We start from the raw sequence: 26310 nt of genomic DNA, 5'->3' as shown, positions 1-26310 counted from the left end.
TACATGATCAATCGCCTGTCTATTTCAATCGGCCTGGCCTGCACGGCCCTGTTCTGCTCGACCGCCGGGGCCGCACCGCCGCTTCAACCCAAAGTGATGCTGATCACGATGTTCGCCCCCGAGGCGCAGAACTGGATCGATCGCCTCGAACTCAAGACTGAAATCCGCGTGCCGGGACTGTCCGCCGAATACCCGACGATCCGCTGCAACGCCGAGCGGGTCTGCCTGCTGATCACCGGCATGGGCCAGACCAACGCCGCCGCCTCGACACTGGCCCTGGCGCTCTCCCCCACCGTCGACCTGCGCAAAAGCTATTTCCTGGTGGCCGGGATCGCCGGCATCAACCCGCACCACGGCACGCTTGGCACGACGGCCTGGGCCCATTACCTGGTGGAGTTCGGTACCCAATGGGAGCTGGATTCGCGGGATGTGCCCAAGGACTGGCCCACCGGCTACCTGGGCATCAACACCAAGGGGCCGAACGAAAAGCCGCCGCTGGACTACAAGACGGAAGTCTTCGAACTCAACCCGGCCCTGCAAGCCAAGGCCTTTGCCCTCAGCCAGAAGGTGACCTTGTCGCAAAGCAAGGAATCGGCGGCCTGGCGCTTGAAGTATCCGTACGCCCCGGCCAACCAGCCGCCGGTCGTGACCCGCTGCGACACCCTGGCCGGCAACACCTGGTTCTCCGGTACGCGCCTGAGCGAGCGCGCCGAAGTCTGGACTCGCCTGCTCACCGACAACAAGGGCGTCTACTGCACCACCCAACAGGAAGACAACTCAACCTACGAGGCCTTGCTCCGGGCCAGCCGCGAAGGTCGGGTGGACATCAACCGGCTGGCCGTGCTGCGGGCCGGGTCCGATTTCGACCGCCCCGAGCCCGGCGGCAACGAAGTGGACAACCTGCTCAAATACGCCGACCAGGGCGCGTTCGTCCCGGCGCTGGAGAACCTGTTCCGCACCGGCAACCCGCTGGTGCAGGACATTGTGAAGAACTGGTCGGCGTGGAAAGACGGCGTGCCTGGCGCTTGATCACCAGCCGCGCCGGCTCTTGGGGAGAAGGAGGCGATCTGTGGGAGCAAGGCTTGCCCGCGATGCAGTCGACGCGGTCCTTTGTGAACCGAGGCGCCTGCATCGCGGGCAAGCCTTGCTCCCACAGGTTGGGGCTAATCTCTACGGATCACCCAATGGAATTTTCCATTCAAGGAAGAATCACTTGAACATCAGCCGTGCGTACCCATCCAGGAGACCGCCGATGTCCCTCGACCCTGCTGCCGACAGCACTCATCTTGATTACGGCCTCGACACGCTGTTTGGTCGTGACACCAAAAGTGTCGACTGCGAGTTCGACGTCAAACGCCTCGATGACGGCGAACCACCCTGGTTCGCGCTGCACGTGCGACCACCCCTGCCGGCGGATCTGGATAAAGCCCAGATAGTGGTGTTCAACGCCGAAGGCCGGCGCATCAGCGGTATTGTCCGGCGAACCGAGCGCCTGGCCGACGACAGCCTGCAATTGGACGTGGAACCCGACTGAGTGCTTCAGGCCGGGTTCCCACGCTGATCGAGCGCTTCCTTACGTATGTCGCGAAGTGCTCAGTCAAACTTGACCAGGTTCAGCACCGGCAATGGTCCGCCCGGGAATTGAGTCAAGCGTGCGCCAACGCTCAATGGGCCCAGGTCCACGCCGAAGAATCCCAGCCGATCGATCAACTGCGCGACTTCCCCACGGGCCTGCTCATCGTCGCCAGTCAGGAATAGTACGCGCTTGCCGCCTTCGGACGCTGGATCAGCCTCCAGCAGGCGCGCCAACATGTGGTTGAACGCCTTGACCACCCGTGCCCCCGGCACCCATTCGCTGAACACCTCGGTAGAAGCCCGGCCTTGCAGATCAATCGCCTCGAACTCCGGGACTTTGATTGCGTTGTTGGCATCGATCACGATTCGTCCGGCAAAGTCCGGCAAGCCATTCAGCGCCTGGGGCAACTTCGGCCAGTTGACGGCCACCAGCACCATTGGTTGCGCGGCAGCTTGCTGCACGGTGCCGGCGCGGACGGTGGGGCCGAGCTCGGCGACCAACTCGGCGAGGCTTTCGGGGCCGCGGCTGTTGGCAATCACGACGTTGATGTTCTGGCGGGCCAGCGCCCGGGCAAATGCACTACCAATAGCGCCAGCGCCGATGATGCCGATGGTGTCGATGTTGCTCATGACGTATGTCCTCAAAGTTGGATAAACCTGGGCGGTGATGTCCGCCGTTGAGGTGCATATTGCCCTTGCTATTACGTGATGATTAGCCAGTAATACGTTGAATCATTTTCAAGCATTACTATCAGGTCACCTTGATGGAAAGCCTCGCCAATCTCGAATGCTTTGCCCGCAGCGCCGAAACCGGCAGTTTCTCGGCGGCCGCCAGGTTGCTGGCCCTGACGCCCGCCGCCGTGAGTCGCAATGTGGCGATGCTGGAGCGTAACCTGGGGGTGCGGCTGTTCCAGCGCTCGACCCGCAAGCTGTCCTTGACCGAGAACGGCGAACACTTCCTGGCCAGCATCGGCACGCATCTCGAAGCCTTGCAGGCCGCCATCGGCGCCGTGACCACTGACCGTGGCGAGCCGGCCGGGGTACTGCGAGTCAGCCTGTCGCCAAGCTTCGGCATCGGCCATGTGCTGCCGTTGATGCCGCAATTCCTGGCCCTCCACCCATTGATCCGCCCGCAATGGCATTTCGAGAACCGACGGGTAGACCTGATCGCCGAAGGTTTCGACGCGGCGATTGGCGGCGGCTTCGAACTGGCGCCTGGGGTGATCTCGCGAACCTTGGCGCCGGCACATCTGGTCGCGGTAGCCAGCCCAGCCTACCTGGCCGCACGCTCCTGCCCCGAGCACCCGGAAGACCTGGCCCACTTCGATAACATCGTGCTGCGCTCCAGCCTCACCGGGCGGGTACGCCAGGCCACGATGCGTAACGCCGCCGGTTTCGAGTCGACGTTGCGGCTGCCTGAATCCATCATTCTCAACGACCCGGTCGCCATGCGCGAAGCCACCTTGCTGGGCCTGGGCATTTCGCTGCTGACCGTGTCGGACGTGCTGCCCTGGCTGGAACGCGGCGAACTGGTACGGCTGCTGCCGGACTGGTACATGGACCTTGGCGTGATTTCCCTCTATTACCCCAGCCGCACGCTGATGCCGGCCAAGACTCGCGCCTTTATCGACTTCATCACCGAACACTTCGAGCGTGAGGGATTGGCGCGGCGTTTCAGTGCTGCGCAGGGTTGAGCCTTAGGGACTTTCGTGCCAGTGCGGCCGCCATCGCGAGCAAGCTCGCTCCCACAGAGGGCTTGAGCCCCCCCACACTACTGTGGGAGCGAGCTTGCTCGCGATGACGTAAGCCCAACCTCCCCCAACCTCGTGACGAACAAGCTCGCCCCCACAGTGGGTTTGCGATGCGGGCGGTGCTAACGTGGCGCCTCGACGACTGACAAGGATGACCGCGTGCTGCTGCTCAAATTGCTGGTGATTCCCACGTTCCTGCTGCTGATTTCCCGGGCGGGCAGGCGTTGGGGGCCGAGCGTGGCCGGCTGGCTCTCGGGGTTGCCCGTCGTAGTGGGGCCGATTCTGTTGTTCCTGGCCCTGGAACAAGGCGAGCCGTTTGCCGCGCAGTCGGCGACCGCGGCACTCGCGGCGATGTTCGCGATGATTGCCTTCTGCGTGGTGTACGCCCAGGTCGCCCAGCATCGCAACTGGCCCTGGGCGCTGGGCGTCGCGCTAGGGGTCTGGGCCTTGGTGGCGTTGATCCTGTCCTGGCTACCGGCTTCGCTGCCGTTGTCGAGCCTGATCGCCCTGGTCGCGTTGCTGGCGGCGCCGTATCTGTTCCCGACGGTCCGACCGGTGATGAACGGGCCGACGGCCAAATCCGACAAGCTGCTGCTGCGCATGATCGCAGGCGCGCTGTTGACCCTGGCGGTGACGCTGCTGGCCAGCACCGTGGGCGAACGCTGGAGCGGGCTGCTGGCGGTATTCCCGGTGCTGGGCAGTGTCATGGCGGTATTCTCCCAACAAACCCGGGGACCGGCTTTCACCGCCGCGCTGCTGCGGGCGACGGCCACCGGCATGTATTGCTTCGCAGCCTTCTGCCTGACCCTGGCCCTCGCCCTGCCGGTGCTGGGCATGCCCGCCTTCGCCTTGGGCGTCGCGGTGTCGATGGCCATGTTGCTGGTGACCCGACGCCTGCTGGTGCGGCCACCGCCCTGCGACACCGCACACCTTTCGCCAAAATGACGGTCTCTTCTGCACTGGCGCTGGAGTCAGGTGCGACGCCCATGGGATGATCGTCCTCCAGGCACGACCATCTGTGGAGCGTTTCAATGTCATTGCTGAGTAAACAAGCCGCCGCCCTGTTGCTGGGGGCCATCGCCAGCCTGGTCGTGGTATCCGCCCAAGCGGCCCCGGCCAAACCTGCCGGCGATGCACCGGCGCAGAAAGTGTCGATGCTCGGCGGCAAGTTCACTTTCACCTTGCCCAAGGGCTTCACGGCGACGCCGCTACCCGCCGGTGAAGTGACCCAGGGCACCGCTGGGGCGACAGGGACGATGTACAGCAATGCCACCAGCAGAACCGTGGTGATTGCCGCTGAGAACACCATCGTCAACGGTACGAATGTGAAGGACGACGACGGTGCGTTCCTCGACACCACCATGGCCGACTTCGCCGCCCAACGCATCAAAGCCCTGCCGGACGCCAAGATCCTCAGCGAAAAAAGCCTGACCCAAAAAGGCACCGGCCTGGGCCTGCGTCAGCTCGACACCAGCGCGACCCAGGGCGGCGGGCCAACCCTCGACACCACGTTGCTGGGCGCCTCCGGCACGCGCATGGCCGTGGTGCAGATCATCTCCCGGGCCAGTGACAAGGCCGGTCATGAAGCGTTGGTGAAACAGATCGCCAGCGGTCAGTAACAAGCACCCCGGACCCTGTGGGAATGTGGGAATGTGGGAATGTGGGAATGTGGGAATGTGGGAGATTCTATGGTGCGGGGCTACCCCTTAAATGCCTTTCGGTAAGTATTCGCTCTGGTTCTTCAGCAGGGCGAATACCACTCGAGCAAGCTTGCGGGCCAGTGCCACTAATGCTTCGGTTGTGCTGAGTCCCCGGGCCCTCAGTGCCTCATAAAAACCCTTCCATGCCGCTGTGCGCCTCGCCGACATTGCGGCGTTGTGCATCAGTCGACGTGCCTCTGGGTCACCTCGCTTAGACAGGCAGCGGCGGCCCTTCTTTTTCCCTGAATCCGATATACGCAGGTCTAGGCCCAGAAAAGCGATGAAGGCATCGGCGTTTCTGAAATCCCCACGCTGAAACGACGTGAGCAAACGAGCACCGTTCAACAGGCCAATGCCTTCGACTTTCATGCAACGCTTGAGTTGAGCACCCAAGCCCGCTGCTTCCAACTGCGTCTGGATTGTTTTTTCAAGCAAGACCTCCAGTCGTTGCATGGCCTTTATCTGGTTCTCAAAGGCACTTTTGAGCAACGGTTCGTTTGACCAGCTTTGCTTGAGGCTGACACGCGCCTGAACCAAGGCTGCCCGGCGCCGGAAAAGGCTTATAAGCCGGCAATACAGGGGCGATGGCGGGGTCCACGGGTGCAACTGGTGGCCTTCGTTGTTCAAGTAGCGAGCCAACAACCGAGCATCCAGCGCATCGGTTTTAGCGCGAACTTTCACACCTTTGCGGTAATGGCTGAGCTCGTAGCCGCCAATCATGTAGATCACACAACCTTGCGCATAAGCCAGGTCGGCGAATTCCTGGTGATAGATATTGGTGGCTTCGATGGCGACATCCACTGGCGCGGGCAGCTCCTTGAGCCACTTCTTGATCGCAGCTTTGGTGTTGGGGATCGCTTCCAGTCGATCTGTTTCTGCGTGATAAATCACCAACTCATCTTTGGCGACATCAACACCCACGATCGGCTTTGCGACAGAAACCGGCATTGCCATTGAAAATCCTCCGGGCTAAGGTTTGAACACTTGAAGGGTTCACCCAGAGGCGCAGGCTTGTTCCTATCGTCGGTCTAGGCCAGATGCATTCTTTATCGGCGCTTGGGTGAAAGGAGGAGGGGTGAAATCTCCCACGGTCTGTACTGCGCGAACAGTCAGAATCGAGCTTTGTCCCTCTTCCTCCCTTCAAGTCCTACCATACAAGCGAGCTTGCTCCGGGCGGCGATCCGACGATGGCGTCGGCACATCTTGGCATTGATGCAAGCTGACCCGCCGCTATCGCGAGCAAGCTCAGCCCCCACAGGGTTTCGCCCGCAGGGGCTTACGGTGGTCAGGGATTGAGCCGCTCCAGCCAGGCCCGCAGGTCCTGCACTTCCAGGGCGCTGATGCTGTGGCCGACGCCCGGGTAGGCATGGAATTCCGGTTCCAGCGCCAGGGTCTTCAGGAAGCTGTTGGCCTCGGTGCCATCGTGGTAGGGAATGATAGGGTCTGCCGTGCCATGGCCGATGAACACCGCCAGTGTCCGGCGCGACTCGTTGGGGGTCAGTTCCGCCCGCAGCGCCGACAGGACCCGCCCGCCCATCGCTGCAATACCGCCGACGGCTTCGGGGTGTCGCAGGGCCACTTCGTAGCTCATCATCGCGCCCTGGCTGAACCCTACCAGGTAGACCTTGCTCGCGTCGGTCGAGTACTTGGCCCGAGCCTTGTCGATGAAGTCCAGCAGCATCTGGCCGCTGGCCTTCAAGTCCGAAGTATCACCGTCGTAGGCACCGTCGCCCTTTTTCGCGAACCACTGATAACGGTCCTGTTCCATGCTCTTCGGTGCCCGCACCGAGAGGTAGTTGTAATCCCGGGGCAACTCGCCCTTGAGTTCGAACAGGTCCTGTTCGTTGCTGCCGGAGCCGTGCAGGAAGATCACCAGCGGGCGGTTGCCGGCTTGCTCATCGGCTTGGGCCAGGTAGTTGAGCGGCAAGTCCGTGTGCAGCGAGGGTTGGGCCTGCAACCCGGACGAGACCAGCAATAGAAACAGGGCGAGCGCTTTAAACATCAATCTTCCTCCATCGTTCGATAGCCGCACGACAAGAAGCGTGCGGTGAGGTAGACAGCACTTATCAGTCGTTGCTCAATTTCCCCGTACGAATCGGCTCACGCCCGGCGACTTTTGCCTGCCAGATGCCCGGCTGGGTGTAGCGCCCGCGGTCCAGGGCGAACAGCACGCCACTGGTGCCGGCCCGCACGGTGGTGACCCGATCATTCAACGGATCAACCACTTCGAACAGCGGATCGCCGCGCTCCACCCATTCGCCAGCCTCACGCAGAAAGCTCACCACGCCATGGTGCGGCGCGAACAGGTATTGAGTGCCTTCGAACGGAAAGCCTTCGCAGCACTCGGCGGGTGCGGATGGCCAGTCCCCGCCGATAAAACCCTGCTCGGCCAAAAACCCGAGAATGGCTTCACAATTGGCCTGGGCCTGTTCCACGCGGGTGTCGCCCATGCTGCCCAGCTCCAGCGTCGTCGCCAGGTTCGCCGCTGGGATCGCCGCCGCGGGAAAGGCTTTGGCCAGGCGCAACCAGGGCGAGGAGCAGGACTCGTCGAACGAACTGCCACCGGAATCTTCACTCAGCAACGCCACCCCGGCCTTCAGGCGCGCGGCCAGGGAGCGCCATTGCGGCCACTGTTGCGGCAAGGCATACAAGTGGATCGCTGCCTCGAAATCGCAATGCAGGTCCAGGGTGATGTCGGCGTCGCAAGCATGGCGCAGCAGCAGGCGATGCAGCGCTTCAAGTTGCGAAGGCGGCGCCGGCAGGTCGTCGAGAACCTGGGCCATGGTCTGGCGGATCAAGGTGATATTGGCAGCCGGGTCGTCACCCAGGCGATCACCGATGCGTTGCGCCACCGGTGCACTGAGCTCCACGAAAGAGCGGTTGAAATTCTTGCCACTGCCCAGTTCGAAACGCCCCATGTGGGCGCTTTGCAGATGTTGATCCAGGCCGATGGGATTGGCCACCGGCACCAGCTCGATCACCCCTTTGAGCAGGCCTTGCGCCTCGAGGTCGTTGAGCCGCTGCTTCAGCTCCCAGGCAGTACGCATGCCCGGCAGTTCGTCGGCGTGCAGACTGGCCTGGATATAAACCTTGCGCGGGCCATGGCCGTAACGAAACACACTGAGCCGGCGCTCGGTGCCCAGGTGGCTCCATGGCAGGGTATGGTCGATGCGTTGCATGAAATCTCCGAATGACTAGGCTGCGATCTTTTGATCTTTCGCTCTGGACTCAACTGGCAGTGGAAAGATCGCAGCCTCGCTTCGCTCGACAGCTCCTACAGCAGCTCCTACCGATTAATGCCCGTAGACATCAAAGGCGAAGTATTTGTCCTGCACCTTCTTGTACGTGCCATTGGCGCGGATTTCGCTGATGGCGGCGTTGAATTTATCGGCCAGGGCCTTATCGCCCTTGCGCACCGCAATGCCGGCGCCACCGCCGAAGTACTTCGCGTCTTCATAGGTCGGGCCCACGAAGGCAAAGCCTTTGCCGGCATCGGTTTTCAGGAAACCGTCGTCGAGGTTGACCGAGTCGGCCAGCATGGCGTCGAGGCGACCGGCGACCATGTCCAGGTTGGCTTCCTGCTGGGAGCCGTAGCGCACCAGGTTGATCCCGGCAGGCACCAGCACTTCGGTGGCGAAACGGTCGTGGGTACTGGCACGTAGCACACCGACTTTCTTGCCCTTGAGCTCGGTCAGCGGGTCCTTGACCTCGGAGCCTTCCTTCATCACGAAACGCGCCGGGGTGTGGTAGTACTTGATGGTGAAATCGACGTTTTTCTTGCGGTCGTCGGTGATGGTCATGGACGACAGGATCGCATCGATCTTCTTCACTTTCAGCGCGGGGATCAGGCCATCGAACTCCTGCTCGACCCAGGTGCACTTGACCTTCATCTGCTCGCAGAGGGCGTCGCCGATATCGACATCGAAGCCGGTCAGCTTGCCGTCGGCGGTTTTCATCGAAAACGGCGGATAACCGGCCTCGATCCCGAGGCGGATAGGCTTGGCGTCTTCGGCCACGGCCGACAGGGACAATACAGACAGTGCCAGGGCACCGAACATGGCTAGCTTGTTCATTTTCGCTCCTGAGTGCGCAGGTATTTTATTGATCGTTATAGGCAGATTCATAGGCAGCGTTCGGTCAGCAAAAACCGAAGTGGCCGGGAGTCTAGAGGGGCACTCAGGAGGGGAATTATGTTGAGGCGACAAATAGTTATAAAAATAGCCAGGGGCGTCCGGTGGTCACTGAATTTGCGAAAAACCTGACAGGTAAACACCTGTGGCAGATTCACTCCTGTGGCGAGGGAGCTTGCTCCCGCTGGGCTGCGCAGCAGCCCTTGATGTCCGTCAGATACAAACGGCATCGTCACCCTTATTGGGGCCGCTGCGGGAGCAATCTCTGGCCACAAAAGCCTGTTTTCAATCTGCTTATGGCGCAAAATCAGCAGTCGCAGCTGATCGCCTCGTCCGCCATGCGCTCCACTGTGCCGCTCAGGCGAAAGCCTTCATCGAGCCAGCCCATGACGCCGCCGATCATTTCCTTGACCGGGTATCCCAACGTTGCCAGGCGCACTGCCGCCTTGTTCGCCCCATTGCAATGCGGGCCGGCGCAATACACCACGAACAGGGTGGTCTTGGCATAGGCGGCCAGTGCCTGGGCGGTGAGTGTGCGGGTTGGCAGGTTGATCGCCCCGGGAACGTGGCCGCGTTCGTAGGCCAGTGGTCCGCGTACATCCACCAGCACAAAATCGATGTTGCCGGCCTGTTGGCTGGCATGAACGTCGGAACAATCGGTTTCGAATGTCAGGCGACGGCTGAAATGCTGCAGGGCGATATCGGAGGGGGCAGCAGGCACTTCGCGAACCAGGCTGGTCATGGGTGTGTACTCCAGGATAGATAAGGCGTGAAGAGACTTTATCCCCCCGATGCTTACCGCTAAAGTGGCGCACAAGACACTCTGTGGGAATTTTCCGCCAAATGCAGCCTAACCCTGGTCTGGTCGCGATCCTCGCCTACGACGGCCTGTGTACTTTCGAATTCGGTGTCGCCGTCGAGATCTTCGGATTGGAGCGACCGGAATTCGATTTCCCCTGGTACACGCATCGGATCGTCGCGGTCGATGACGGCCCGATGCGCGCCATGGGCGGCTTCCAGGTTTTGGCCGATGGCGGCATGGAACTGCTCGAAACCGCCCGGACCATTGTCGTGCCAGGCTGGCGCAACCGCAGCGAGCCACCGTCCCAGGCGTTGCTCGAGGCACTGCGCAGGGCCCACGCCCGTGGTGCGCGCCTGCTGTCGATCTGCTCCGGTGCCTTCGTACTCGCCGCCGCCGGGCTGCTCGATGGCCTGGGCGCCACGACTCATTGGCGCTACACCGACGAACTGGCCGCAAGCTTTCCGGCCGTGCGAGTAGACCCGGATGTGCTGTACGTCGACTCAGGACAGGTCATCACCTCGGCGGGCAGCGCCGCCGGTATCGATGCCTGCCTGCACCTGGTGGCACGGGACTATGGCATCCAGGTCGCCAACTGCGTGGCACGCCGGTTGGTGATGTCGCCGCAACGTACGGGCGGCCAGGCGCAGTTCATTCCCTCACCGGTCAGCCGCACGCCACGCAGCGACCTGTCGAGTGTCATGCAATGGGCCCGCGAACGCCTGCACGAACCTCTCGGCGTGCGCGAACTGGCCAGCCAGGCGGCCATGAGCGAACGCACCTTCCTGCGCCATTTCACCCAGGCCTGCGGCGTGTCGCCCAAGGCCTGGCTGCAACATGAACGCCTGGCCCGGGCCCGCGAGTTGCTGGAAAGCACCGGGGACAACACCGACAACATCGCGCAACTGTGCGGCTACCGCTCGGTGGAAAGCTTTCGCGTGGCGTTTCGCAGCGTCGTGGGGTTGGCGCCGTCGGTGTATCGGGAGCGGTTTGGGCGGGGGTAAAGATGCCGGGGTTATGAACCCCCGTGGCGAGGGAGCTTGCTCCCGCTGGGCCGTAGGCGCTGTGTAGGAGCTGTCGAGTGCAACGAGGCTGCGATCTTTCCCCAGACACTTGAATCTCAAGCGAAAGATCAAAAGATCGCAGGCTTCGCCAGCTCCTACAGAGCCCAGCGGGAGCAAGCTCCCTCCCCACAAGGTGATGCGCAAGCATCATTGAGGCTTGCGCAACAAATAAGTATCCATGATCCAGCCATTGGCCTTGCGCGCGGCCTTGCGGGTGCGCTCGATGTCATCGGCCACATCCCCCAGGCGGCCGGCGATAAGGATTTCATCCGGCGTCCCCACATAGGCACCCCAGTAGATCTGCGTCTCGGGATCGCTCACCTGGCGATAGGCGTCCTCGGCGTCGAGCATCACCACCACACTCGCCGCGTCGCCCACCTGCCCCGCCGCCAACCGGCGTCCGGTGGTGATTTCCAGCGAACCGCCAATGCTGTTCAACGGTACTTTATGCCGGGCGGCCAGGGCCTGGACGCTGGTGATGCCGGGGATCACCTCGAATTCGAAGGCGCAGCGGCCCGCATCGAGGATCGCCTGCAGGATGCGCACGGTACTGTCGTACAACGCCGGATCGCCCCATACCAGAAAACCACCCCGTTGACCGTCGGACAGTTCTTCATTGATCAAGCGTTCGAAGGTGGCCTGTTTAGCCCGGTTCAATGTTTCGACGCTGTCCTTGTAGTCCAGGCCGCCGCGTTGGCGCTCCGGGCTGTAGGCTTCGACGAAACGGTAGGTGCGATCAACGATGTAGCGCCGACAGACTTCGCGCCGCAGGTCCAACAGTTTGTCCTTGGCCGGGCCCTTGTCCATGAGAAAGACCACGTCCAAGCGGTTCAAGGCTTTCACTGCCTGCATCGTCAGCTGATCCGGATCGCCGGCCCCAATGCCGATGACTGACAACGTCTTCATCGCGGCGACTCCTGGTCAGGTCCCTGGGTGCGTAATCGCCATACACCGTTGAAACGCAACTCGAGGGTGGACAACGGTTCAATGTCGATCCGGTTGAATGTGGCGGCCGGGCAGCCCAATACATTCACCAGGGCTGCGCGGATCACGAAGGGGTGGGTGACGGCCAGCAGATGTCCGGGCCGGTTTTCCAGACTGGCCAGCCAACTCCCGACACGGCGGCACAACTGGGCGACAGATTCACCACCATGGGGAGCCGCCTCGGCATCGTCGAGCCAACTCTGCAGGGCTTGCGGTTCAGCCTGGAGCAACTCATCGATGGACAACCCGCGCCAGCGTCCCAGATCGCAATCGGCCAGGGCCAGGTCCTGCTCGGGCTCGTCGCCGAACAAGGCGGCGGTCTGGCGCGTGCGCAGTTCCGGCCCGCACAGCAGTTGCCGGACATTTCGGTAGTGGTGGTCGATCTGCGCGCGGCGTGCCAGCCAGTCGGCGTCCAGCGGTTCGTCCAGGCCAAAGCGCGCCTGCTTCTGGGCGGCGGTGCGGGCGTGGCAGATCAAGGTCAGACGAGTGGTTTGCACACTGGATTCTCAGGCAATCGGAAGGGTCGCACGGGCGGGATATTCACGCACTTAGTTGTACAGCACCTTATACGAAATCAAATAAGTGAGACAAAAAGGCGTTATGTCCGACATCGTCAGAAGCATCGACTGACATACCCGGTCTACCCAGCCGGGACCAACTCCTACAAGGGTTTCGCACAATAATGGAGCATTTTAAACGGAACGTAAAAACCACTGGACATGTAGCACCAGCTACATAAATACTGTTTTCAGGAGTTATGAAAGAAATTCAACACCCATCCTGGCAAGGAGCACGGATGCCACCTCTCAGAGACCTGATCACCGATCCCGGCCTGGTTTTGACGCCGTCGGAACGCAAGGTCGTACGTGCCCTGCTCGATCACTACCCACGCAACGGCCTCGGCCCGATGTCACGCCTGGCGGACCATGCCGGCGTCAGCGACCCGACTATCGTGCGGCTGGTGAAAAAACTCGGGTTTGGCGGTTACGCCGAATTCCAGGATGCACTGCTCAGTGACATGGACCATCGCCTGCGCTCCCCCCGCACCCTGTTGAAACCGCGGGCCAAATTGCAGCAAGGCGATACCTGGAGCCAGTACCTGGCCGCCAGTCAACGCCACCTCAACGACACCCAGGCCCTGACCCAACCCGAAGACGTGCGCATTCTCGTGCAGTGGTTGCTCGACAGCCGCCATCAGGTGCATTGCTTCGGCGGGCGCTTCAGCAGCTTCCTGGCCCACTACCTGCTCAACCATTTGCGGCTGTTGCGCGCCGGCTGTTTTGCCCTGGAAGACAACGCCCAACTGCCTGACCGGCTGTTCGACGTGCAGCGCCAGGATGTGGTGCTGATCTTCGATTACCGCCGCTACCAGGCCCAAGCCCTGCGCGTGGCCAGCGCGGCCAAGGAACGGCACGCCCGGGTCGTGCTGTTCAGCGACGTCTACGCTTCGCCATTGCGCGAGCTGTCCGACCTGATCATCAGCGCCCCGGTGGAATCGATCTCGGCCTTCGACAGCCTGGTGCCGGCGCTGGCCCAGGTCGAGGCGCTGATTGCCTGCCTGACCCTGCAATGCCCCGAGCTGGCCGAACGCCTGGAAGGCATCGATGCCTTGCGCACGGAATTCAACACGCACCTGTTGGAGGAAAAATAAGGATGTTCTCGCTCCCCCACCGCTCGCCCCGGGATTTGCCGTTCACCTGCCAGCACACCGCCTTGCTGCTGGTGGACATGCAACGCGCCTGGCTGGAACCGCAATTCGATGCCCACCTGCACACCCGCGAGGCCGAGTATTTCATCCAGCGGGCCCGCCAGCAGGTCATTCCCAGCCAGCAGCGCTTGCTCAACGCGATGCGCGAAGGGCAGCACAACGTGTTGCACACCCACATCGAAAGCCTCACCGCCGATGGCCGCGACCGTTCCCTGGATCACAAGCTGTCGGACATGCACCTGCCCAAGGGCAGCCCCGAGGCGCAGATCATTGCCGAACTGGCGCCGCTGGAAAACGAAATCGTGCTGCCCAAGACCTCCTCCGGGGTGTTCAACTCCACCAACATCGACTACGTGCTGCGCAACCTGCAGACCCGCCACTTGATCGTCGCCGGCATCGTCACCGACCAGTGCGTCGACATGGCCGTGCGCGACGCCGCCGATCGCGGCTACCTGGTCACGCTGGTGGAAGATGCCTGCGCCACCTACACCGAACAACGGCACCTGGCGTGCCTGAACGCGATCAAGGGCTATTGCTGGATCACCGATACCGACACCGTGCTCGCGCGTTTGCAGGAGATGCAGCCATGAGTCGCCTCGATCCTGCCGCCGTCCTCGCCCCGTTGCCCGTGACGACCCTGGTGACCACCGACCTGATCGGCGTGACCCGTGGGCGCTCGTTTCCCACTGATGAATTGCCCCACTACGTCACCGCTGGCTGTGGCTGGGTGCCGGCCAACAGCGCACTGACGCCTCAGGACATCATCGCTTCGACCAACCCTTGGGGCGCCTATGGCGACCTGCGGCTGGTGCCGGACCTGTCCAGTCGGGTGACCGTCAACAACGGCCCTGACGCCCAGGCGCCCGTCCTCGACTTCATCCATTGCGACATTCGGGAGACCGACGGCCGGCCCTGGAGTGCTTGCCCGCGCACGCTGCTGCAGGACGAAGTGGAGCGTTATCGCGCCGAACTGGGCTTGCAGGTTTTCGCTGCGTTCGAGCATGAATTCAACCTGCTTGCCACGCCTGCGCAGCCTGATCGCCCGGCCTTCAGCCTCCAGGCCCAGCGCCGGCAGGCCGAATTTGCCGGGTGGTTGCTCAGTGCCCTGCGGGCCGGCGGTGTCGAGCCGGAAATGTTCCTGCCGGAATATGGCCAGCATCAATACGAAATCACCTGCCGCCCGACTTTGGGCGTTGCCGCCGCCGACCGGGCCGTGAACGTCCGGGAAATCACCCGCGAAATCGCCCGGCAAATGGGCCTGGACCTGAGCTTCGCCCCCAAGACCGCGGAAAACGCCGTGTGCAACGGCGTGCATTTACACCTGAGCCTGCAAGACCTGAGCGCGGACCCGGTGCTGCATGACGCCGCCAGCAGTAATGGCTTGTCCAGCCTCGGCCAGCATTGGGCCGCTGGTGTGCTGCACTATCTGCCTGCACTGTGTGCGCTGACTGCGCCGACGCCGGTGTCTTACGAGCGCCTGCAACCTCATCACTGGAGCGCATCCTATGCGTGCCTGGGACAGCGCAACCGCGAAGCGGCGCTGCGCATCTGCCCGACCGTGAGCCTGAGCGGCAAACCGCTGGCGAACCAGTACAACCTGGAGTTCCGCGCCATGGACGCCACCGCCTCGCCGCACCTGGCGATGGCGGCACTGCTGATTGCCGGGCGACTGGGCATCCAGCAACGGCTGGCATTGAACGCTGTCACCGATGAAATACCCGATGAGCTGGATGAAGCACAACGTCGTGCCCGTGGCATTATCGCCCTGCCGACAACCCTGGCCCAGGCACTGGACTGCCTGCGCCACAGCGGGGCGCTGCTCGAGACCCTGCCCAGCCCGCTGGTCGAAACCTACTTCGCCTTGAAGGCCCAGGAGCTGGCCTTGACCGAGGCGCTGTCACCTGCCGAGCGTTGTGAGCACTATGCACGAATCTATTGAGTGTGCTGAATCGGGCCTCTACACCAGGCCACCCTACCGACTGGCCCGGGAGGAATCCGAACACCCGGTGCTGCTGGTGTGCGAACACGCCAGCCGCTTCATTCCCGATGCGCTGAACGACCTGGGCCTGGATGAAACGGCCTCCCAGGAGCACATAGCCTGGGACATCGGTGCCCTGGCCTTGGCCGAACGCCTGTCCGAAACCCTCGGCGCAACGTTGCTGTCGGCCAATTACTCACGGCTGTTGATCGACCTCAACCGCCCGCTGCACGTGCCCGACAGCATTCCGGCCCAGAGTGAGATCTACCAGGTTCCGGGTAACCATGCCCTGGACGAAGCTACTCGCGAATATCGCCAGCAGCGCCTGTTCCATCCCTTCCATGATCGGTTGCGGGCGTTGATCGACCAGCGCCTGGCCGCCAACCGACTGGTGCGCGTGGTGGGCATCCACAGTTTCACCCCGGTGTTCTATGGCCAGCCGCGCGCCCTCGAAGCGGGCGTGCTGTTCGGCGAAGCCAAGGAATACGCCCAGCACATCGTCGACGGGCTGGGCCGGCATTCGCTGCGGGCAGCGGGCAACCAGCCCTACAAGATCAACCCCCTGACCGACGTGACGGTTCCAGTGCACGGCGATGGCCGCGGCCTGGATTCGGTGTTGATCGAAGTGCGCAACGACCAACTGCGCAGCCCCGAAGCGGTGCGGACCTGGAGCGCCTACCTGGCGCCCCTGCTGTAGCGCGGCAGCGGCAAGTTTCCAGCGACAGACAGCAAGCAAGAGCAACCCACACAGCTGAAAAGGAAAACGGCTCATGAGCATTGAGGCATTTGGCTACAAACAGGAATTGAAACGCGGCCTGTCGCTGACAGACCTGGTGGTATACGGGATGATTTTCATGATCCCCATCGCCCCGTTCGGCGTGTATGGCTATGTCAACGCCGAGGCACCGGGGATGGTGCCGCTGGCGTACATCATCGGCATGGTGGCGATGCTGTTTACTGCCTTGAGCTACGGCAGCATGGCCCGGGCCTTTCCGGTGGCAGGTTCGGTCTATTCCTACGCGCAACGGGGCCTTAACCCACACGTCGGCTTCATTGCCGGCTGGCTGATGCTGCTGGACTACCTGCTGATCCCGCCGCTGCTCTATGTCTACGCCGCCATGGCGCTGAACCATTTGTACCCGGACATCCCCAAGGTCGGTTTCATCATGGCCTTCCTGGTAAGCGCGACCTTCGTCAACCTGCGGGGCATCACCTTCACCGCGCGGATGAACATCATTTTCCTGCTGGCGCAGCTGGTGGTGCTGGGGATTTTCCTGTTCTACGCCTGGAACGCCCTGCACGGCGGGGCCGGTAACGGCCAGCTGACCCTGGCGCCGCTGTACAGCCCGGAACACTTCAACTTCGCCCTGCTGATGCAAGCCGTGTCCATCGCGGTATTGTCGTTCCTGGGCTTCGACGCCATTTCCACCCTGGCCGAAGAGATCAAGGGCGACCCGGGCCGCAGCGTCGGCAAGGCAGCCCTGGTGACCTTGCTGGTGATGGGGGCGATCTTCGTGGTGCAGACCTGGATCGCCACCGACCTGGCCGCCGGCATGGGTTTCAAGTCCGCCGACACCGCATTCTATGAAATCGCCGAATTGGCAGCTGGCGGTTGGCTGGCCACCTTGACCGCGGTTGCCACGGCCCTGGCCTGGGGCGTGGCCGTGGCGATCACTTCGCAGGCGGCGGTGTCGCGTCTGCTGTTCGGCATGGCACGGGACGGCCAGTTGCCCAAGATGCTCGCCAAGGTCCATCCGAAACACAACACCCCGTACTTGAGCATCTACCTGGTGGCGGTGCTGTCGCTGTTGATCTGCTACCTGTTCATCGACGCCGTGGACACCCTCACCTCGCTGGTCAATTTCGGCGCCCTGAGCGGCTTCATGTTGCTGCACATCACCGTCATCAACCACTACTGGCGCCGCCAGCAGTCCGGCCAACTGATTCGCCACTTGATTTGCCCACTGGTCGGCTTCGTGATCGTCGCGGCCATCATGTACAACATGGGCGTGGCTGCGCAGAAGCTCGGCCTGATCTGGATCGCCGCGGGCGTGATCTACCTGTGTGTGCTCAACAAATTCGGCAACCCTAGCGCCGTGCCCGATCCGGCCGGTCAGTGAGGGCCGGCGGTCGAATGATTCGGCCAACCGTGGTTACAACGCGTGGACATCGACAGTGATCGTCAAGCCCGGTGCTGGTCACCGGGCTCTCTGGAACAGGAGTGCAATCCATGCTGGCCTTACGTCCAGTTCAATTAACCGATCTGCCGCAACTGCAACAACTGGCCCGTGACAGCCTGGTGGGTGTCACGTCGCTGCCGGACGATACCGCGCGCCTGGAGGAAAAGATCCTCGACTCGTGCGCCTCGTTCGAGGCCGATGTGCAGGGCCCTGGCGCGGAGAATTATTTCTTTGTCCTGGAGGACCTGGAATCCGGGCGCCTGGTCGGTTGTTCGGAAATTCTCTCCAGCACCGGTTACAACGAACCGTTCTACAGCCTGCGCAACCGGCCATTTTCCAGCGAGTCCCGGGAGCTGAATATCCAGCATGGCGTGCCCGCGCTGTCACTGTGCCAGGACCTCAACGGACAGACGCTGCTGCGTGGCTTCCACATCGACGCCAAGCGGGTGCGCACGCCGGAATCGGAGCTGCTGTCCCGGGCCCGGCTGATGTTCATCGCCGCCCATCCCCAGCGCTTTGCCGAATCGGTCATCACCGAAATCGTCGGTTTCAGCAGCGAGGACGGTCAGTCGCCTTTCTGGGATGCCATCGGCCAGCACTTCTTCGACCTGCCCTACGTCGAAGCCGAACGGCTGTGTGGCTTGCAAAGCCGGACCTTTCTCGCCGAGCTGATGCCGCAATACCCGATCTACGTACCCATGCTGCCGCCAGCGGCCCAGGCCTGCATCGGCCGGGTGCATCCCGACGGCCAGGAAGCCTTCGACATCCTGGCGCGCGAGGGTTTCGAGACCAACAGCTACGTCGATATCTTCGACGGTGGGCCGACCTTGCATGCCCGTATCGCCAACGTCCGTACCATCACGCAAAGTCGGAACGCCATGGCCCGGCAAAGCCTGCAGATCGATGCCAGGGGCCGTTACCTGGTGAGTAACGACCGTCTTGGAAACTACCGGGCCATCGTCGCCGAGCTGGACGTCAACGCCGAGAGCCCCGTGACCCTGTCGCCCGACATGCTGGCCGCCCTGGGCGTCATGGATGGCGAGCGGATCCGGGTGGTTGCCCTATGAACCTCACTCGATCCCGTGGCACGCATCAGCGCTTGGACCGACACAATGAAGGAGCTGCAGCATGATTGTCCGTCCGGTCGCCATTACCGATCTGCCCGCATTGCTGGACCTGGCCCGTTGCGCAGGCCCCGGTTTCACCAGCCTGCCGGCCAACGAAGAGCGCCTGGCCCATCGTATTCGCTGGGCCCAACGGACCTTTGCCGGACAAGTCGAACGTGCCGACGCCGATTACCTGTTCGTGCTCGAAGACGATGATCGGCAGGTAGTGGGCATCAGCGCCCTGACCGGCGCGGTCGGGCTGCGCGAGCCTTGGTACAACTATCGGGTCGGGCTGACGGTCAGCTCGGCGCCGGAGCTGGGGATCCAGCGGCAGATCCCGACCCTGTTCCTCAACAACGAGATGTCCGGGCAATCGGAGATCTGCTCGTTGTTCCTGCACCCCGAGCAGCGCCATGGCCACAACGGCCGCCTGCTGTCCCTCGCGCGCCTGCTGTTCGTGGCCGAGTTTCCCCAGCTGTTCGGCGAAAAACTGATCGCCGAACTGCGGGGCCATGCCGACGAACAAGGCTGTTCGCCGTTTTGGGATAGCCTGGGACGGCATTTTTTCAAGAAAGACTTCAGCTACGCCGATCAGTTGTCCGGCATGGGCAACAAGTCGTTCATCGCCGAACTGATGCCACGCCAGCCGCTGTACACCTGCCTGCTCACCGAACAGGCCCGGGCGGTGATCGGCAAGGCTCACCCGAACACCGAGCCAGCCCTGAAGATCCTCAGCGCCGAAGGTTTCAGCCATAAGGGCTACATCGACATCTTTGACGGCGGCCCGGTGATCGAGGCGCCGGTGTCGAAGATCCGCACCGTCCGCGACAGCCAGATGCTGACCCTGGTCATTGGCACCCCGGACGAACAGGCACCGGTCTGGCTGATTCACAATCGGCGCCAGGAAAACTGCCGCGTCACCAGCGCTCGCGCGCACCAGCATGGCCACAAGCTGCTCGTCGATCGCCTCACCGCCAAACGCCTGCAAGTGCAACCGGGTGATACGGTGCGGGCCGTGGCATTGCTCAAGCAGGCCCGGCAGGCTGTGGCGGCGTAGCCCCTCGTATCCCGACTGACCGCCAGGGCATCGGCGGCCCACCTTGCGGGCCCGTTGTTTCGCTTGATGCCATAACGGCATCACCCATACACATTCGTCATCATCTTTGCGCTTGCCACGTGATAGCCTTTGGATCTTTCGGCGTTGACACTTTTGCTCAAGCCCTTCCATTCCATTGGTGGAACTCATATGTCCAGGCTTTCCCATCAAGATTTGCGTCGTAACTTTCGCCAATTGCTGGCTTCCAACACCTGCTACCACACCGCCTCGGTGTTTGACCCAATGTCGGCGCGCATTGCCGCCGACCTGGGTTTCGAAGTAGGTATCCTGGGAGGTTCGGTGGCGTCTTTGCAAGTATTGGGCGCGCCGGACTTCGCCCTGATCACCCTCAGCGAATTTGCCGAACAGGCCACCCGCATCGGCCGCGTGGCCCAACTGCCGGTGATTGCCGACGCCGACCACGGCTACGGCAATGCCCTGAACGTGATGCGCACCATCGTCGAACTGGAACGGGCCGGCATCGCGGCGCTGACCATCGAGGACACCTTGCTGCCGGCCCAGTTCGGGCGTAAATCCACCGACCTGATCGGCGTAGCCGAAGGCGTCGGCAAGATTCGTGCGGCGCTGGAGGCGCGAGTCGATCCGGAAATGGCGATCATCGCCCGGACCAACGCTGCGATTCTGCCGGTCCAGGAAATCATCAGCCGCACCCGGCAATATGAGCGTGCCGGGGCGGACGGGATTTGCATGGTGGGCGTGCAAGACTTCGATCACCTGGAGAAGATCAGCGAAAACCTGACGGTGCCGCTGATGCTTGTCACTTATGGCAACCCGTTGCTGCGCGACGACAAGCGCCTGGCCGAATTGGGCGTACGCGTGACCATCGACGGCCACGGCGCCTATTTCGCCGCGATCAAGGCGACCTACGACAGCCTTCGCGAACAACGGCAGATCTTCACCCAGGCTTCGGACCTGAGCGCCACCGAACTGACCCACACCTACACCCAGCCCGAGGACTACATCCGCTGGGCCGAGGAGTACATGAGCGTCAAGGAGTAAGCGGACTCGCCCCCACAGGATTAGCCTGTGGGAGCAAAGCTTGCTCGCGATGGCGGTGGCACCTCCCACATTGATGCAAGCTGACCCACCGCTATCGCGAGCAAGCTTTGCTCCCACAGAGGCCCGTGGTGGGCCAGATCCTAGCCCTTGCTACGCAGCATTTCTTTCGGCACGTACTTGCCGATCTCGAACTTGCCGATGGCCGCGCGGTGGACTTCGTCCGGGCCGTCGGCCAGGCGCAGGGTGCGTTGCATGGCGTACATATAGGCCAGCGGGAAATCGTTGGAGACCCCGGCACCACCGTGGATCTGGATTGCCCGATCAATGACCTTCAAGGCCACGTTCGGCGCGACGACCTTGATCTGGGCGATTTCGCTCTTCGCCACTTTATTGCCGACCGTGTCCATCATGTATGCCGCCTTCAACGTCAGCAGGCGCGCCATGTCGATTTCCATCCGCGAGTCGGCAATCTTGTCGATGTTACCGCCCAGGCGTGCCAATGGCTGGCCGAAGGCCGTGCGGCTGACGGCACGCTTGCACATCAACTCCAGTGCGCGCTCGGCCATGCCGATGGAACGCATGCAGTGATGAATCCGGCCCGGGCCAAGGCGCCCCTGGGCAATTTCAAAGCCGCGTCCTTCACCCAACAGGACGTTTTCGTACGGCACCCGCACGTTCTCGAACAGCACTTCGGCATGCCCATGAGGCGCATCGTCGTAGCCGAACACCGGCAGTGGCCGGACGATCTTGACCCCCGGGGTGTCCACCGGCACCAGGATCATCGAGTGCTGGGCATGGCGCGGCGCATCAGGGTTGCTCAGGCCCATGAAGATCAGGATCTTGCAGCGCGGGTCGCAGGCCCCTGAGGTCCACCACTTCTTGCCATTGATGACCCACTCATCGCCGTCGCGCTCGGCACGGGCGGCCATGTTGGTGGCGTCCGAGGAGGCAACGTCCGGCTCGGTCATGGCAAAGGCCGAACGGATCTCGCCGCGCAGCAGGGGCTCGAGCCAGCGTTGCTTTTGTTCTTCATTGGCATAGCGCACCAGCACTTCCATGTTGCCGGTGTCCGGCGCCGAGCAATTGAACGGCTCCGGCCCCAGCAACGAGCGCCCCATGATCTCTGCCAGCGGCGCGTATTCCAGGTTGGTCAGGCCGGCACCCAGTTCGGATTCAGGCAGAAACAGGTTCCACAGGCCTTCTGCCTTGGCCTTGGCCTTGAGCTCTTCCATGATGGCCGTGGGTTGCCAGCGGTCGCCTTCGGCCACTTGCCGTTCGAACACTGCTTCGGCCGGGTAGACGTAGGCATCCATGAACGCCGTGACGCGCTCACGCAGTTCCTGAACCTTGGGGGAATACGCAAAATCCATGAGCAGCACCTTCTTGGCAGAGGTTGTTTTAGGTCATGAAATCGATGCTAGTTCAGCTACGAAAATTTACCTAACCTATTCTCGGCGTGTATTAACATTCATCACCGATATATGTTTCACTGATTCTCATCGCCACCCGGCACCTCACAACAAGCCCAAGAACAAGAGTGCAGCGCCATGAATCTGAGCAAGGTCGACCTCAACCTTTTCATTGTCTTCGATGCGATCTACACCGAAGCCAACCTGACCCGCGCCGGGCAGATCGTCGGCATCACTCAGCCGGCCGTGTCCAATGCCCTGGCGCGTCTGCGCGAGACCTTCAACGACCCGCTCTTCGTGCGCACCGCCCAAGGGATGGTGCCGACGCCCATGGCCCAGAACATCATCGGTCCGGTGCGCAACGCCCTGTCGCTGCTGCGGGTATCGGTGCAGGAAAGCCGGATCTTCAACCCGTTGCAGGCCGTCAAGACCTACCGCATCAGCATGACCGACCTCACCGAAGGCGTGATCCTGCCGCTGCTGTTCCAGCGCCTGCGTCGCCTGGCACCCACCGTGGCGATCGAGAGCTTCCTCTCCAAGCGCCGTGAAACCACCAAGGAGCTGGCCGCCGGCCGCCTCGACTTCGCCGTGGACGCACCGCTCAACACCGACCCGCAGGTACGCCACGTCAAGTTGATGGAAGATCGCTACGTGTGCGCCATGCGCAAGGGCCATCCGTTAGCGGGCAAGGAAAAAATCAGTCTCGATGATTACCTGGCCCAGACCCACGTGCATATTTCCAGCCGCCGCAACGGGCTGGGTTATGTCGACCTGGCCCTCGGCAAGATGGGTATCCAGCGCAAGATCGCCCTGCGCTCCCAGCATTACCTGATGGCCTCCCAGGTGCTGCAACAAACGGACATGGTCATGACCGTCCCCGAGCGCTTTGCCCGTCGTCACGATCTGCACGCCTTCCTGTTACCCGTCAACGATGTGCCGCCGGTGGAAACCCACCTCTACTGGCATGAAAGCACCGACCAGGACCCGGCCAACCGCTGGATGCGCGAGCAGATGATCGAGCTGTGCCAGCAGGTGACGGCCCATGAGAAGAAGCTCGACAAGGTCTAGGCAATCAAAATTGTGGGAGCGAGCTTGCTCGCGATAGCGGTGGATCAGCTTGCATTCATGTTGAATGTGCCGCCGTCATCGCGAGCAAGCTCGCTCCCACAGGTTTTGTGTGCAAAACCTCATTGCTTGACGCGAACGTAAACCTGCCTTTAGCTTAGCGCCAGCCCCTTTCGTTTCGAGCGCGTCCATGAGCAGCCAGACCTACAGCATCTCCGACCTCGCCCGTGAGCTGGATATCACCACCCGGGCCATCCGTTTCTATGAAGAACAAGGCCTGTTGAGCCCGGAGCGACGAGGCCAGGAGCGCATTTATTCGCCGCGGGACAAGGTCAGCCTGAAGCTGATCCTGCGCGGCAAGCGCATTGGTTTTTCCCTGGCCGAGTGCCGCGAGCTGATCGAACTCTACGACCCCTCCAGCGGCAATCAGAAACAGCTGCACAGCATGCTGGCGAAAATCGCCGAGCGCCGGGAACAGCTCGAACAGCAATTGCTGGACATCGAACAGATGAAGCTGGAACTCGACACCGCCGAAGAACGCTGCATCCAGGCGTTGGAGCAGACGATCAAGGGCGAGGAAATCGTCCAGTAACACTTCCCCCCTGTGGGAGCGAGCTTGCTCGCGATAGCGGTATGTCAGTCAACATGGATGATGTCAGTTGCGCCGCTATCGCGAGCAAGCTCGCTCCCACAGGGGGCAGCATCGTTCTCGATACTTTGGCAACTCACTACAGGTCAATCCCCATGTCCCTCCCCTCCTTTGTACGCCTGATCGAAGTCGGCCCCCGTGACGGGCTGCAGAATGAAGCACAACCCATCAGCGTCGCCGACAAGGTGCGCCTGGTGGATGCCTTGAGCGCCGCCGGCCTGGGTTACATCGAAGTCGGCAGTTTCGTCTCGCCCAAGTGGGTGCCGCAAATGGCCGGTTCCGCCGAGGTGTTCGCGCAGATCCAGCGCAAGCCCGGGGTGACCTATGGCGCCCTGGCGCCGAACCTGCGGGGTTTTGAAGATGCACTGGCAGCGGGCGTGAAAGAGGTGGCGGTGTTCGCCGCCGCGTCCGAAGCGTTCTCCCAGCGCAATATCAACTGCTCCATCAAGGACAGCCTGGAGCGTTTCGCGCCGATCATGGAGGCCGCAAAACAACACGGCGTCAGTGTGCGCGGTTACGTGTCCTGCGTGTTGGGCTGCCCGTATGAAGGTGCGGTCAAGCCTGAGCAGGTGGCTTGGGTCGCTCGGGAGCTGTATGCCATGGGCTGCTACGAGGTCTCCCTGGGCGACACCATCGGCACGGGCACCGCCGGGGCCACCCGCAGGATGTTCGAGGTGGTGGGCGCCGAGGTGCCTCGGGACAAGCTCGCCGGACACTTCCACGATACCTACGGCCAAGCCATGGCCAACGTATACGCCAGCCTGCTGGAAGGCATCGCGGTGTTCGACAGCTCCATCGCCGGCCTGGGCGGCTGCCCTTATGCCAAGGGCGCCAGCGGTAACGTTGCCACCGAAGACGTGCTGTACCTGCTCAATGGCTTGGGTATCGAAACCGGTGTCGACCTGGACGCCCTGATCGCCGCGGGTCGGCAGATCTGCGACGTCCTCGGCCGCCCTAGCGGTTCGCGTGTCGCCAAGGCCCGCAGCGCACAGTGAGGTGTTACCGCTGGCTTTGTAACAGCGGCGAAACGAGTAACACGGAAACAATTTGTCAGGTTTGGCGCGCCAGGTTTTTCAGCTAAAAAATACAAATCATTGATTTATATAGACTTTTAAAAGTTGGCACGCCACCTGCTATATCTCTTGCATAACAAGAATAAAAAAACGCAGCAAACCCAATAAAAACAAGACGAAACGACTCTGACATAACAAAAACAACACGGCAGAGACGCAGCTAACAGATTTTTTTGGAGAGGATGTGCTTTTCAGGGTGCTTTCAGGAGCAACCCGCAACCGGGCAGAGAACAATAAAACTACCTTCAGGTAGCTCCCGAATCGGTTGGATCGCAAGGCGAAAAAGCAGATCAGCGCTCAAAAAAATACGTTTGCTCTTGATCCCGGATGGGGATCGCCAAAAACAGCGGTAAAGGGCAACGGCTACCAAAAACAACAACAGGCCGCCCCTCAATAATAAAAAAAGAGCACGCGACGACAAAATTAAAGGGGAGCTTCGGCTCCCCTTTGTGCTGTCTGGGGTTTGGGTTTTTCTTGTGGGGGCTTGCTTGCGAAGGTGGCCTGACAGGTGGCCTGGATTTTGTTGATCGAGTACATATCCGTTGCTGCGGTAACGGCGACTTATGGTTCCGCTCTTACAGCGGGTCACTTTTGGAAGAGCGCCAAAAGTAACCAAAAGCGCTTTGCCCCACCACTTGGCACCTCGCCTAGGCTCGGTGTGCCCTCACTCCGGCATTGCTCCGTGGGCCGCCGCGAAGGGCCATCCATGGCCCTGCGCGGCTACCTCGGCATCCATGCCGAGGTGCCCACTGCGCAATGCCTGCGTTCGGCCAGCGTGGTTTAACGGGGCGTTCAGATCAAGATCCAAAGCAAGAGCAAGGGCAAGAGCAAGGGCAAGAGCAAGGGCAAGAGCAAGAGCAAGAGCAAGAGCAAGAGCAAGAGCAAGAGCAGTGCACATGCCCGCATCTATGTGACTGAGCCACCGCTATCGCGAGCAAGCTCGCTCCCACACTGGATCTTCAGCAGACCCAAAGCCCATGTGCACCGCAAAACCTGTGGGAGCGAGCCTCCCACAGGATGAAT

The 26310-nt window shown here is 61.9% G+C and carries 26 protein-coding genes; 17 read left to right on the top strand and 9 right to left on the bottom strand.

The features are described from left to right. Window positions 1–3 precede the first annotated feature (3 nt). Both LOY50_RS10355 and LOY50_RS10350 read left to right on the top strand, forming a co-directional pair. Window positions 4–1029: a purine nucleoside permease gene (locus LOY50_RS10355; RefSeq protein ID WP_253473192.1), complete on the top strand. Its 1026-nt coding sequence runs from the start codon at window positions 4–6 to the stop codon at window positions 1027–1029. A gap of 223 nt (window positions 1030–1252) precedes the next feature. Then, on the top strand, window positions 1253–1534 hold the full coding sequence (locus LOY50_RS10350) for a hypothetical protein (RefSeq protein ID WP_018611472.1): 282 nt from the start codon (window positions 1253–1255) through the stop codon (window positions 1532–1534). Window positions 1535–1593: 59 nt separating this feature from the next. Here LOY50_RS10350 and LOY50_RS10345 read toward each other — a convergent pair whose 3' ends face one another. Further along, on the bottom strand, window positions 1594–2196 hold the full coding sequence (locus tag LOY50_RS10345) for an NADPH-dependent F420 reductase (RefSeq protein ID WP_033062826.1): 603 nt from the start codon (window positions 2194–2196) through the stop codon (window positions 1594–1596). A gap of 143 nt (window positions 2197–2339) precedes the next feature. Here LOY50_RS10345 and LOY50_RS10340 point away from each other — a divergent pair, with 143 nt between their 5' ends. The 3 genes from LOY50_RS10340 (at window position 2340) to LOY50_RS10330 (ending at window position 4945) form a co-directional block, all read left to right on the top strand. Further along, window positions 2340–3269 (top strand): LysR family transcriptional regulator, encoded by a 930-nt coding sequence (locus LOY50_RS10340; protein ID WP_258690788.1) that lies wholly within the window; start codon window positions 2340–2342, stop codon window positions 3267–3269. A gap of 216 nt (window positions 3270–3485) precedes the next feature. Further along, window positions 3486–4271: a hypothetical protein gene (locus LOY50_RS10335; protein ID WP_258690787.1), complete on the top strand. Its 786-nt coding sequence runs from the start codon at window positions 3486–3488 to the stop codon at window positions 4269–4271. 86 nt (window positions 4272–4357) lie between these two features. After that, window positions 4358–4945 (top strand): hypothetical protein, encoded by a 588-nt coding sequence (locus tag LOY50_RS10330; protein ID WP_258690786.1) that lies wholly within the window; start codon window positions 4358–4360, stop codon window positions 4943–4945. A gap of 87 nt (window positions 4946–5032) precedes the next feature. Here the strand turns inward: LOY50_RS10330 and LOY50_RS10325 are convergent, their stop codons facing one another. The 5 genes from LOY50_RS10325 to LOY50_RS10305 form a co-directional block, all read right to left on the bottom strand. Beyond that, window positions 5033–5980: an IS110 family transposase gene (locus tag LOY50_RS10325; RefSeq protein WP_258688304.1), complete on the bottom strand. Its 948-nt coding sequence runs from the start codon at window positions 5978–5980 to the stop codon at window positions 5033–5035. Between the two features lie 331 nt (window positions 5981–6311). Beyond that, window positions 6312–7028: an alpha/beta hydrolase gene (locus tag LOY50_RS10320; protein WP_253473180.1), complete on the bottom strand. Its 717-nt coding sequence runs from the start codon at window positions 7026–7028 to the stop codon at window positions 6312–6314. 64 nt (window positions 7029–7092) lie between these two features. Continuing rightward, complete coding sequence (locus LOY50_RS10315; RefSeq protein ID WP_253473177.1) at window positions 7093–8205, bottom strand: M14 family metallopeptidase; 1113 nt, start codon at window positions 8203–8205, stop codon at window positions 7093–7095. Window positions 8206–8319: 114 nt separating this feature from the next. Further along, entirely contained in the window at window positions 8320–9099 is a 780-nt protein-coding gene (locus tag LOY50_RS10310; RefSeq protein ID WP_053187024.1) for an ABC transporter substrate-binding protein, read from the bottom strand. Between the two features lie 364 nt (window positions 9100–9463). Then, the gene (locus LOY50_RS10305; protein ID WP_018611488.1) at window positions 9464–9898 is read right to left on the bottom strand and encodes a rhodanese-like domain-containing protein; all 435 of its coding nucleotides are present in this window, start codon (window positions 9896–9898) and stop codon (window positions 9464–9466) included. A 101-nt stretch (window positions 9899–9999) separates the two neighbouring features. Here LOY50_RS10305 and ftrA point away from each other — a divergent pair, with 101 nt between their 5' ends. Further along, window positions 10000–10959, top strand: coding sequence for a transcriptional regulator FtrA (gene ftrA / locus LOY50_RS10300; protein WP_057447776.1), 960 nt, complete (start codon window positions 10000–10002; stop codon window positions 10957–10959). A 207-nt stretch (window positions 10960–11166) separates the two neighbouring features. Here the strand turns inward: ftrA and cobF are convergent, their stop codons facing one another. Together cobF and LOY50_RS10290 are read right to left on the bottom strand one after the other, a co-directional pair. Then, on the bottom strand, window positions 11167–11925 hold the full coding sequence (cobF, locus tag LOY50_RS10295; protein WP_253473168.1) for a precorrin-6A synthase (deacetylating): 759 nt from the start codon (window positions 11923–11925) through the stop codon (window positions 11167–11169). Then, the gene (locus LOY50_RS10290; protein WP_258690785.1) at window positions 11922–12500 is read right to left on the bottom strand and encodes a histidine phosphatase family protein; all 579 of its coding nucleotides are present in this window, start codon (window positions 12498–12500) and stop codon (window positions 11922–11924) included. Before LOY50_RS10290 ends, cobF begins: the two co-directional genes overlap by 4 nt. 299 nt (window positions 12501–12799) lie before the next feature. Between LOY50_RS10290 and LOY50_RS10285 the strand changes: the two genes are divergently transcribed. The 8 genes from LOY50_RS10285 (at window position 12800) to LOY50_RS10250 (ending at window position 21091) form a co-directional block, all read left to right on the top strand. Next, entirely contained in the window at window positions 12800–13654 is an 855-nt protein-coding gene (locus LOY50_RS10285) for a MurR/RpiR family transcriptional regulator (protein WP_253473162.1), read from the top strand. A 2-nt stretch (window positions 13655–13656) separates the two neighbouring features. Further along, window positions 13657–14301 carry an isochorismatase family cysteine hydrolase gene (locus LOY50_RS10280; protein ID WP_258690784.1) on the top strand — a complete coding sequence of 215 codons (645 nt, stop codon included), beginning with the start codon at window positions 13657–13659 and terminating at the stop codon, window positions 14299–14301. Further along, the gene (locus tag LOY50_RS10275) at window positions 14298–15650 is read left to right on the top strand and encodes a glutamine synthetase family protein (protein ID WP_258690783.1); all 1353 of its coding nucleotides are present in this window, start codon (window positions 14298–14300) and stop codon (window positions 15648–15650) included. The genes LOY50_RS10280 and LOY50_RS10275 overlap by 4 nt, the downstream gene beginning before the upstream one ends. Continuing rightward, window positions 15634–16386, top strand: a complete 753-nt coding sequence (locus LOY50_RS10270; protein WP_253473154.1) for an N-formylglutamate amidohydrolase — start codon at window positions 15634–15636, stop codon at window positions 16384–16386. The genes LOY50_RS10275 and LOY50_RS10270 overlap by 17 nt, the downstream gene beginning before the upstream one ends. A gap of 73 nt (window positions 16387–16459) precedes the next feature. Next, window positions 16460–17809 (top strand): APC family permease, encoded by a 1350-nt coding sequence (locus LOY50_RS10265; protein ID WP_258690782.1) that lies wholly within the window; start codon window positions 16460–16462, stop codon window positions 17807–17809. Window positions 17810–17919: 110 nt separating this feature from the next. After that, window positions 17920–18936 (top strand): arginine N-succinyltransferase, encoded by a 1017-nt coding sequence (locus LOY50_RS10260; RefSeq protein WP_258690781.1) that lies wholly within the window; start codon window positions 17920–17922, stop codon window positions 18934–18936. 61 nt (window positions 18937–18997) lie between these two features. Further along, window positions 18998–20032 carry an arginine N-succinyltransferase gene (gene astA, locus LOY50_RS10255; RefSeq protein ID WP_253473145.1) on the top strand — a complete coding sequence of 345 codons (1035 nt, stop codon included), beginning with the start codon at window positions 18998–19000 and terminating at the stop codon, window positions 20030–20032. Between the two features lie 189 nt (window positions 20033–20221). Beyond that, window positions 20222–21091 carry an oxaloacetate decarboxylase gene (locus tag LOY50_RS10250; RefSeq protein WP_018611520.1) on the top strand — a complete coding sequence of 290 codons (870 nt, stop codon included), beginning with the start codon at window positions 20222–20224 and terminating at the stop codon, window positions 21089–21091. Between the two features lie 140 nt (window positions 21092–21231). Here LOY50_RS10250 and LOY50_RS10245 read toward each other — a convergent pair whose 3' ends face one another. Next, window positions 21232–22461: an acyl-CoA dehydrogenase gene (locus LOY50_RS10245; protein ID WP_018611522.1), complete on the bottom strand. Its 1230-nt coding sequence runs from the start codon at window positions 22459–22461 to the stop codon at window positions 21232–21234. A 177-nt stretch (window positions 22462–22638) separates the two neighbouring features. Between LOY50_RS10245 and LOY50_RS10240 the strand changes: the two genes are divergently transcribed. From LOY50_RS10240 to LOY50_RS10230, 3 genes are all read left to right on the top strand, one after another. Continuing rightward, window positions 22639–23568 (top strand): LysR family transcriptional regulator, encoded by a 930-nt coding sequence (locus LOY50_RS10240; RefSeq protein WP_003200002.1) that lies wholly within the window; start codon window positions 22639–22641, stop codon window positions 23566–23568. Between the two features lie 187 nt (window positions 23569–23755). Further along, on the top strand, window positions 23756–24157 hold the full coding sequence (locus tag LOY50_RS10235) for a MerR family DNA-binding transcriptional regulator (protein ID WP_057447765.1): 402 nt from the start codon (window positions 23756–23758) through the stop codon (window positions 24155–24157). Window positions 24158–24309: 152 nt separating this feature from the next. After that, window positions 24310–25209, top strand: coding sequence for a hydroxymethylglutaryl-CoA lyase (locus LOY50_RS10230; RefSeq protein ID WP_003199998.1), 900 nt, complete (start codon window positions 24310–24312; stop codon window positions 25207–25209). Window positions 25210–26310: the final 1101 nt, after the last annotated feature.

The organism is Pseudomonas sp. B21-010 (assembly GCF_024749325.1).
Taxonomy (GTDB): domain Bacteria; phylum Pseudomonadota; class Gammaproteobacteria; order Pseudomonadales; family Pseudomonadaceae; genus Aquipseudomonas; species Aquipseudomonas kilonensis.
This window is presented reverse-complemented; position numbering and strand designations above follow the sequence as displayed.

What these genes read in the sequence shown, in the direction of transcription:
- LOY50_RS10340 (WP_258690788.1), top strand. Translation starts at nt 2,340, where the DNA reads ATGGAAAGCCTCGCCAATCTCGAATGCTTTGCCCGCAGCGCCGAAACC.
- LOY50_RS10235 (WP_057447765.1), top strand. Translation starts at nt 23,756, where the DNA reads ATGAGCAGCCAGACCTACAGCATCTCCGACCTCGCCCGTGAGCTGGAT.
- LOY50_RS10330 (WP_258690786.1), top strand. Translation starts at nt 4,358, where the DNA reads ATGTCATTGCTGAGTAAACAAGCCGCCGCCCTGTTGCTGGGGGCCATC.
- LOY50_RS10315 (WP_253473177.1), bottom strand. Translation starts at nt 8,205, where the DNA reads ATGCAACGCATCGACCATACCCTGCCATGGAGCCACCTGGGCACCGAG.
- LOY50_RS10305 (WP_018611488.1), bottom strand. Translation starts at nt 9,898, where the DNA reads ATGACCAGCCTGGTTCGCGAAGTGCCTGCTGCCCCCTCCGATATCGCC.
- astA (WP_253473145.1), top strand. Translation starts at nt 18,998, where the DNA reads ATGATTGTCCGTCCGGTCGCCATTACCGATCTGCCCGCATTGCTGGAC.
- LOY50_RS10270 (WP_253473154.1), top strand. Translation starts at nt 15,634, where the DNA reads ATGCACGAATCTATTGAGTGTGCTGAATCGGGCCTCTACACCAGGCCA.
- LOY50_RS10285 (WP_253473162.1), top strand. Translation starts at nt 12,800, where the DNA reads ATGCCACCTCTCAGAGACCTGATCACCGATCCCGGCCTGGTTTTGACG.
- cobF (WP_253473168.1), bottom strand. Translation starts at nt 11,925, where the DNA reads ATGAAGACGTTGTCAGTCATCGGCATTGGGGCCGGCGATCCGGATCAG.
- ftrA (WP_057447776.1), top strand. Translation starts at nt 10,000, where the DNA reads ATGCAGCCTAACCCTGGTCTGGTCGCGATCCTCGCCTACGACGGCCTG.
- LOY50_RS10325 (WP_258688304.1), bottom strand. Translation starts at nt 5,980, where the DNA reads ATGGCAATGCCGGTTTCTGTCGCAAAGCCGATCGTGGGTGTTGATGTC.
- LOY50_RS10310 (WP_053187024.1), bottom strand. Translation starts at nt 9,099, where the DNA reads ATGAACAAGCTAGCCATGTTCGGTGCCCTGGCACTGTCTGTATTGTCC.
- LOY50_RS10280 (WP_258690784.1), top strand. Translation starts at nt 13,657, where the DNA reads ATGTTCTCGCTCCCCCACCGCTCGCCCCGGGATTTGCCGTTCACCTGC.
- LOY50_RS10245 (WP_018611522.1), bottom strand. Translation starts at nt 22,461, where the DNA reads ATGGATTTTGCGTATTCCCCCAAGGTTCAGGAACTGCGTGAGCGCGTC.
- LOY50_RS10320 (WP_253473180.1), bottom strand. Translation starts at nt 7,028, where the DNA reads ATGTTTAAAGCGCTCGCCCTGTTTCTATTGCTGGTCTCGTCCGGGTTG.
- LOY50_RS10275 (WP_258690783.1), top strand. Translation starts at nt 14,298, where the DNA reads ATGAGTCGCCTCGATCCTGCCGCCGTCCTCGCCCCGTTGCCCGTGACG.
- LOY50_RS10230 (WP_003199998.1), top strand. Translation starts at nt 24,310, where the DNA reads ATGTCCCTCCCCTCCTTTGTACGCCTGATCGAAGTCGGCCCCCGTGAC.
- LOY50_RS10240 (WP_003200002.1), top strand. Translation starts at nt 22,639, where the DNA reads ATGAATCTGAGCAAGGTCGACCTCAACCTTTTCATTGTCTTCGATGCG.
- LOY50_RS10350 (WP_018611472.1), top strand. Translation starts at nt 1,253, where the DNA reads ATGTCCCTCGACCCTGCTGCCGACAGCACTCATCTTGATTACGGCCTC.
- LOY50_RS10355 (WP_253473192.1), top strand. Translation starts at nt 4, where the DNA reads ATGATCAATCGCCTGTCTATTTCAATCGGCCTGGCCTGCACGGCCCTG.
- LOY50_RS10250 (WP_018611520.1), top strand. Translation starts at nt 20,222, where the DNA reads ATGTCCAGGCTTTCCCATCAAGATTTGCGTCGTAACTTTCGCCAATTG.
- LOY50_RS10265 (WP_258690782.1), top strand. Translation starts at nt 16,460, where the DNA reads ATGAGCATTGAGGCATTTGGCTACAAACAGGAATTGAAACGCGGCCTG.
- LOY50_RS10260 (WP_258690781.1), top strand. Translation starts at nt 17,920, where the DNA reads ATGCTGGCCTTACGTCCAGTTCAATTAACCGATCTGCCGCAACTGCAA.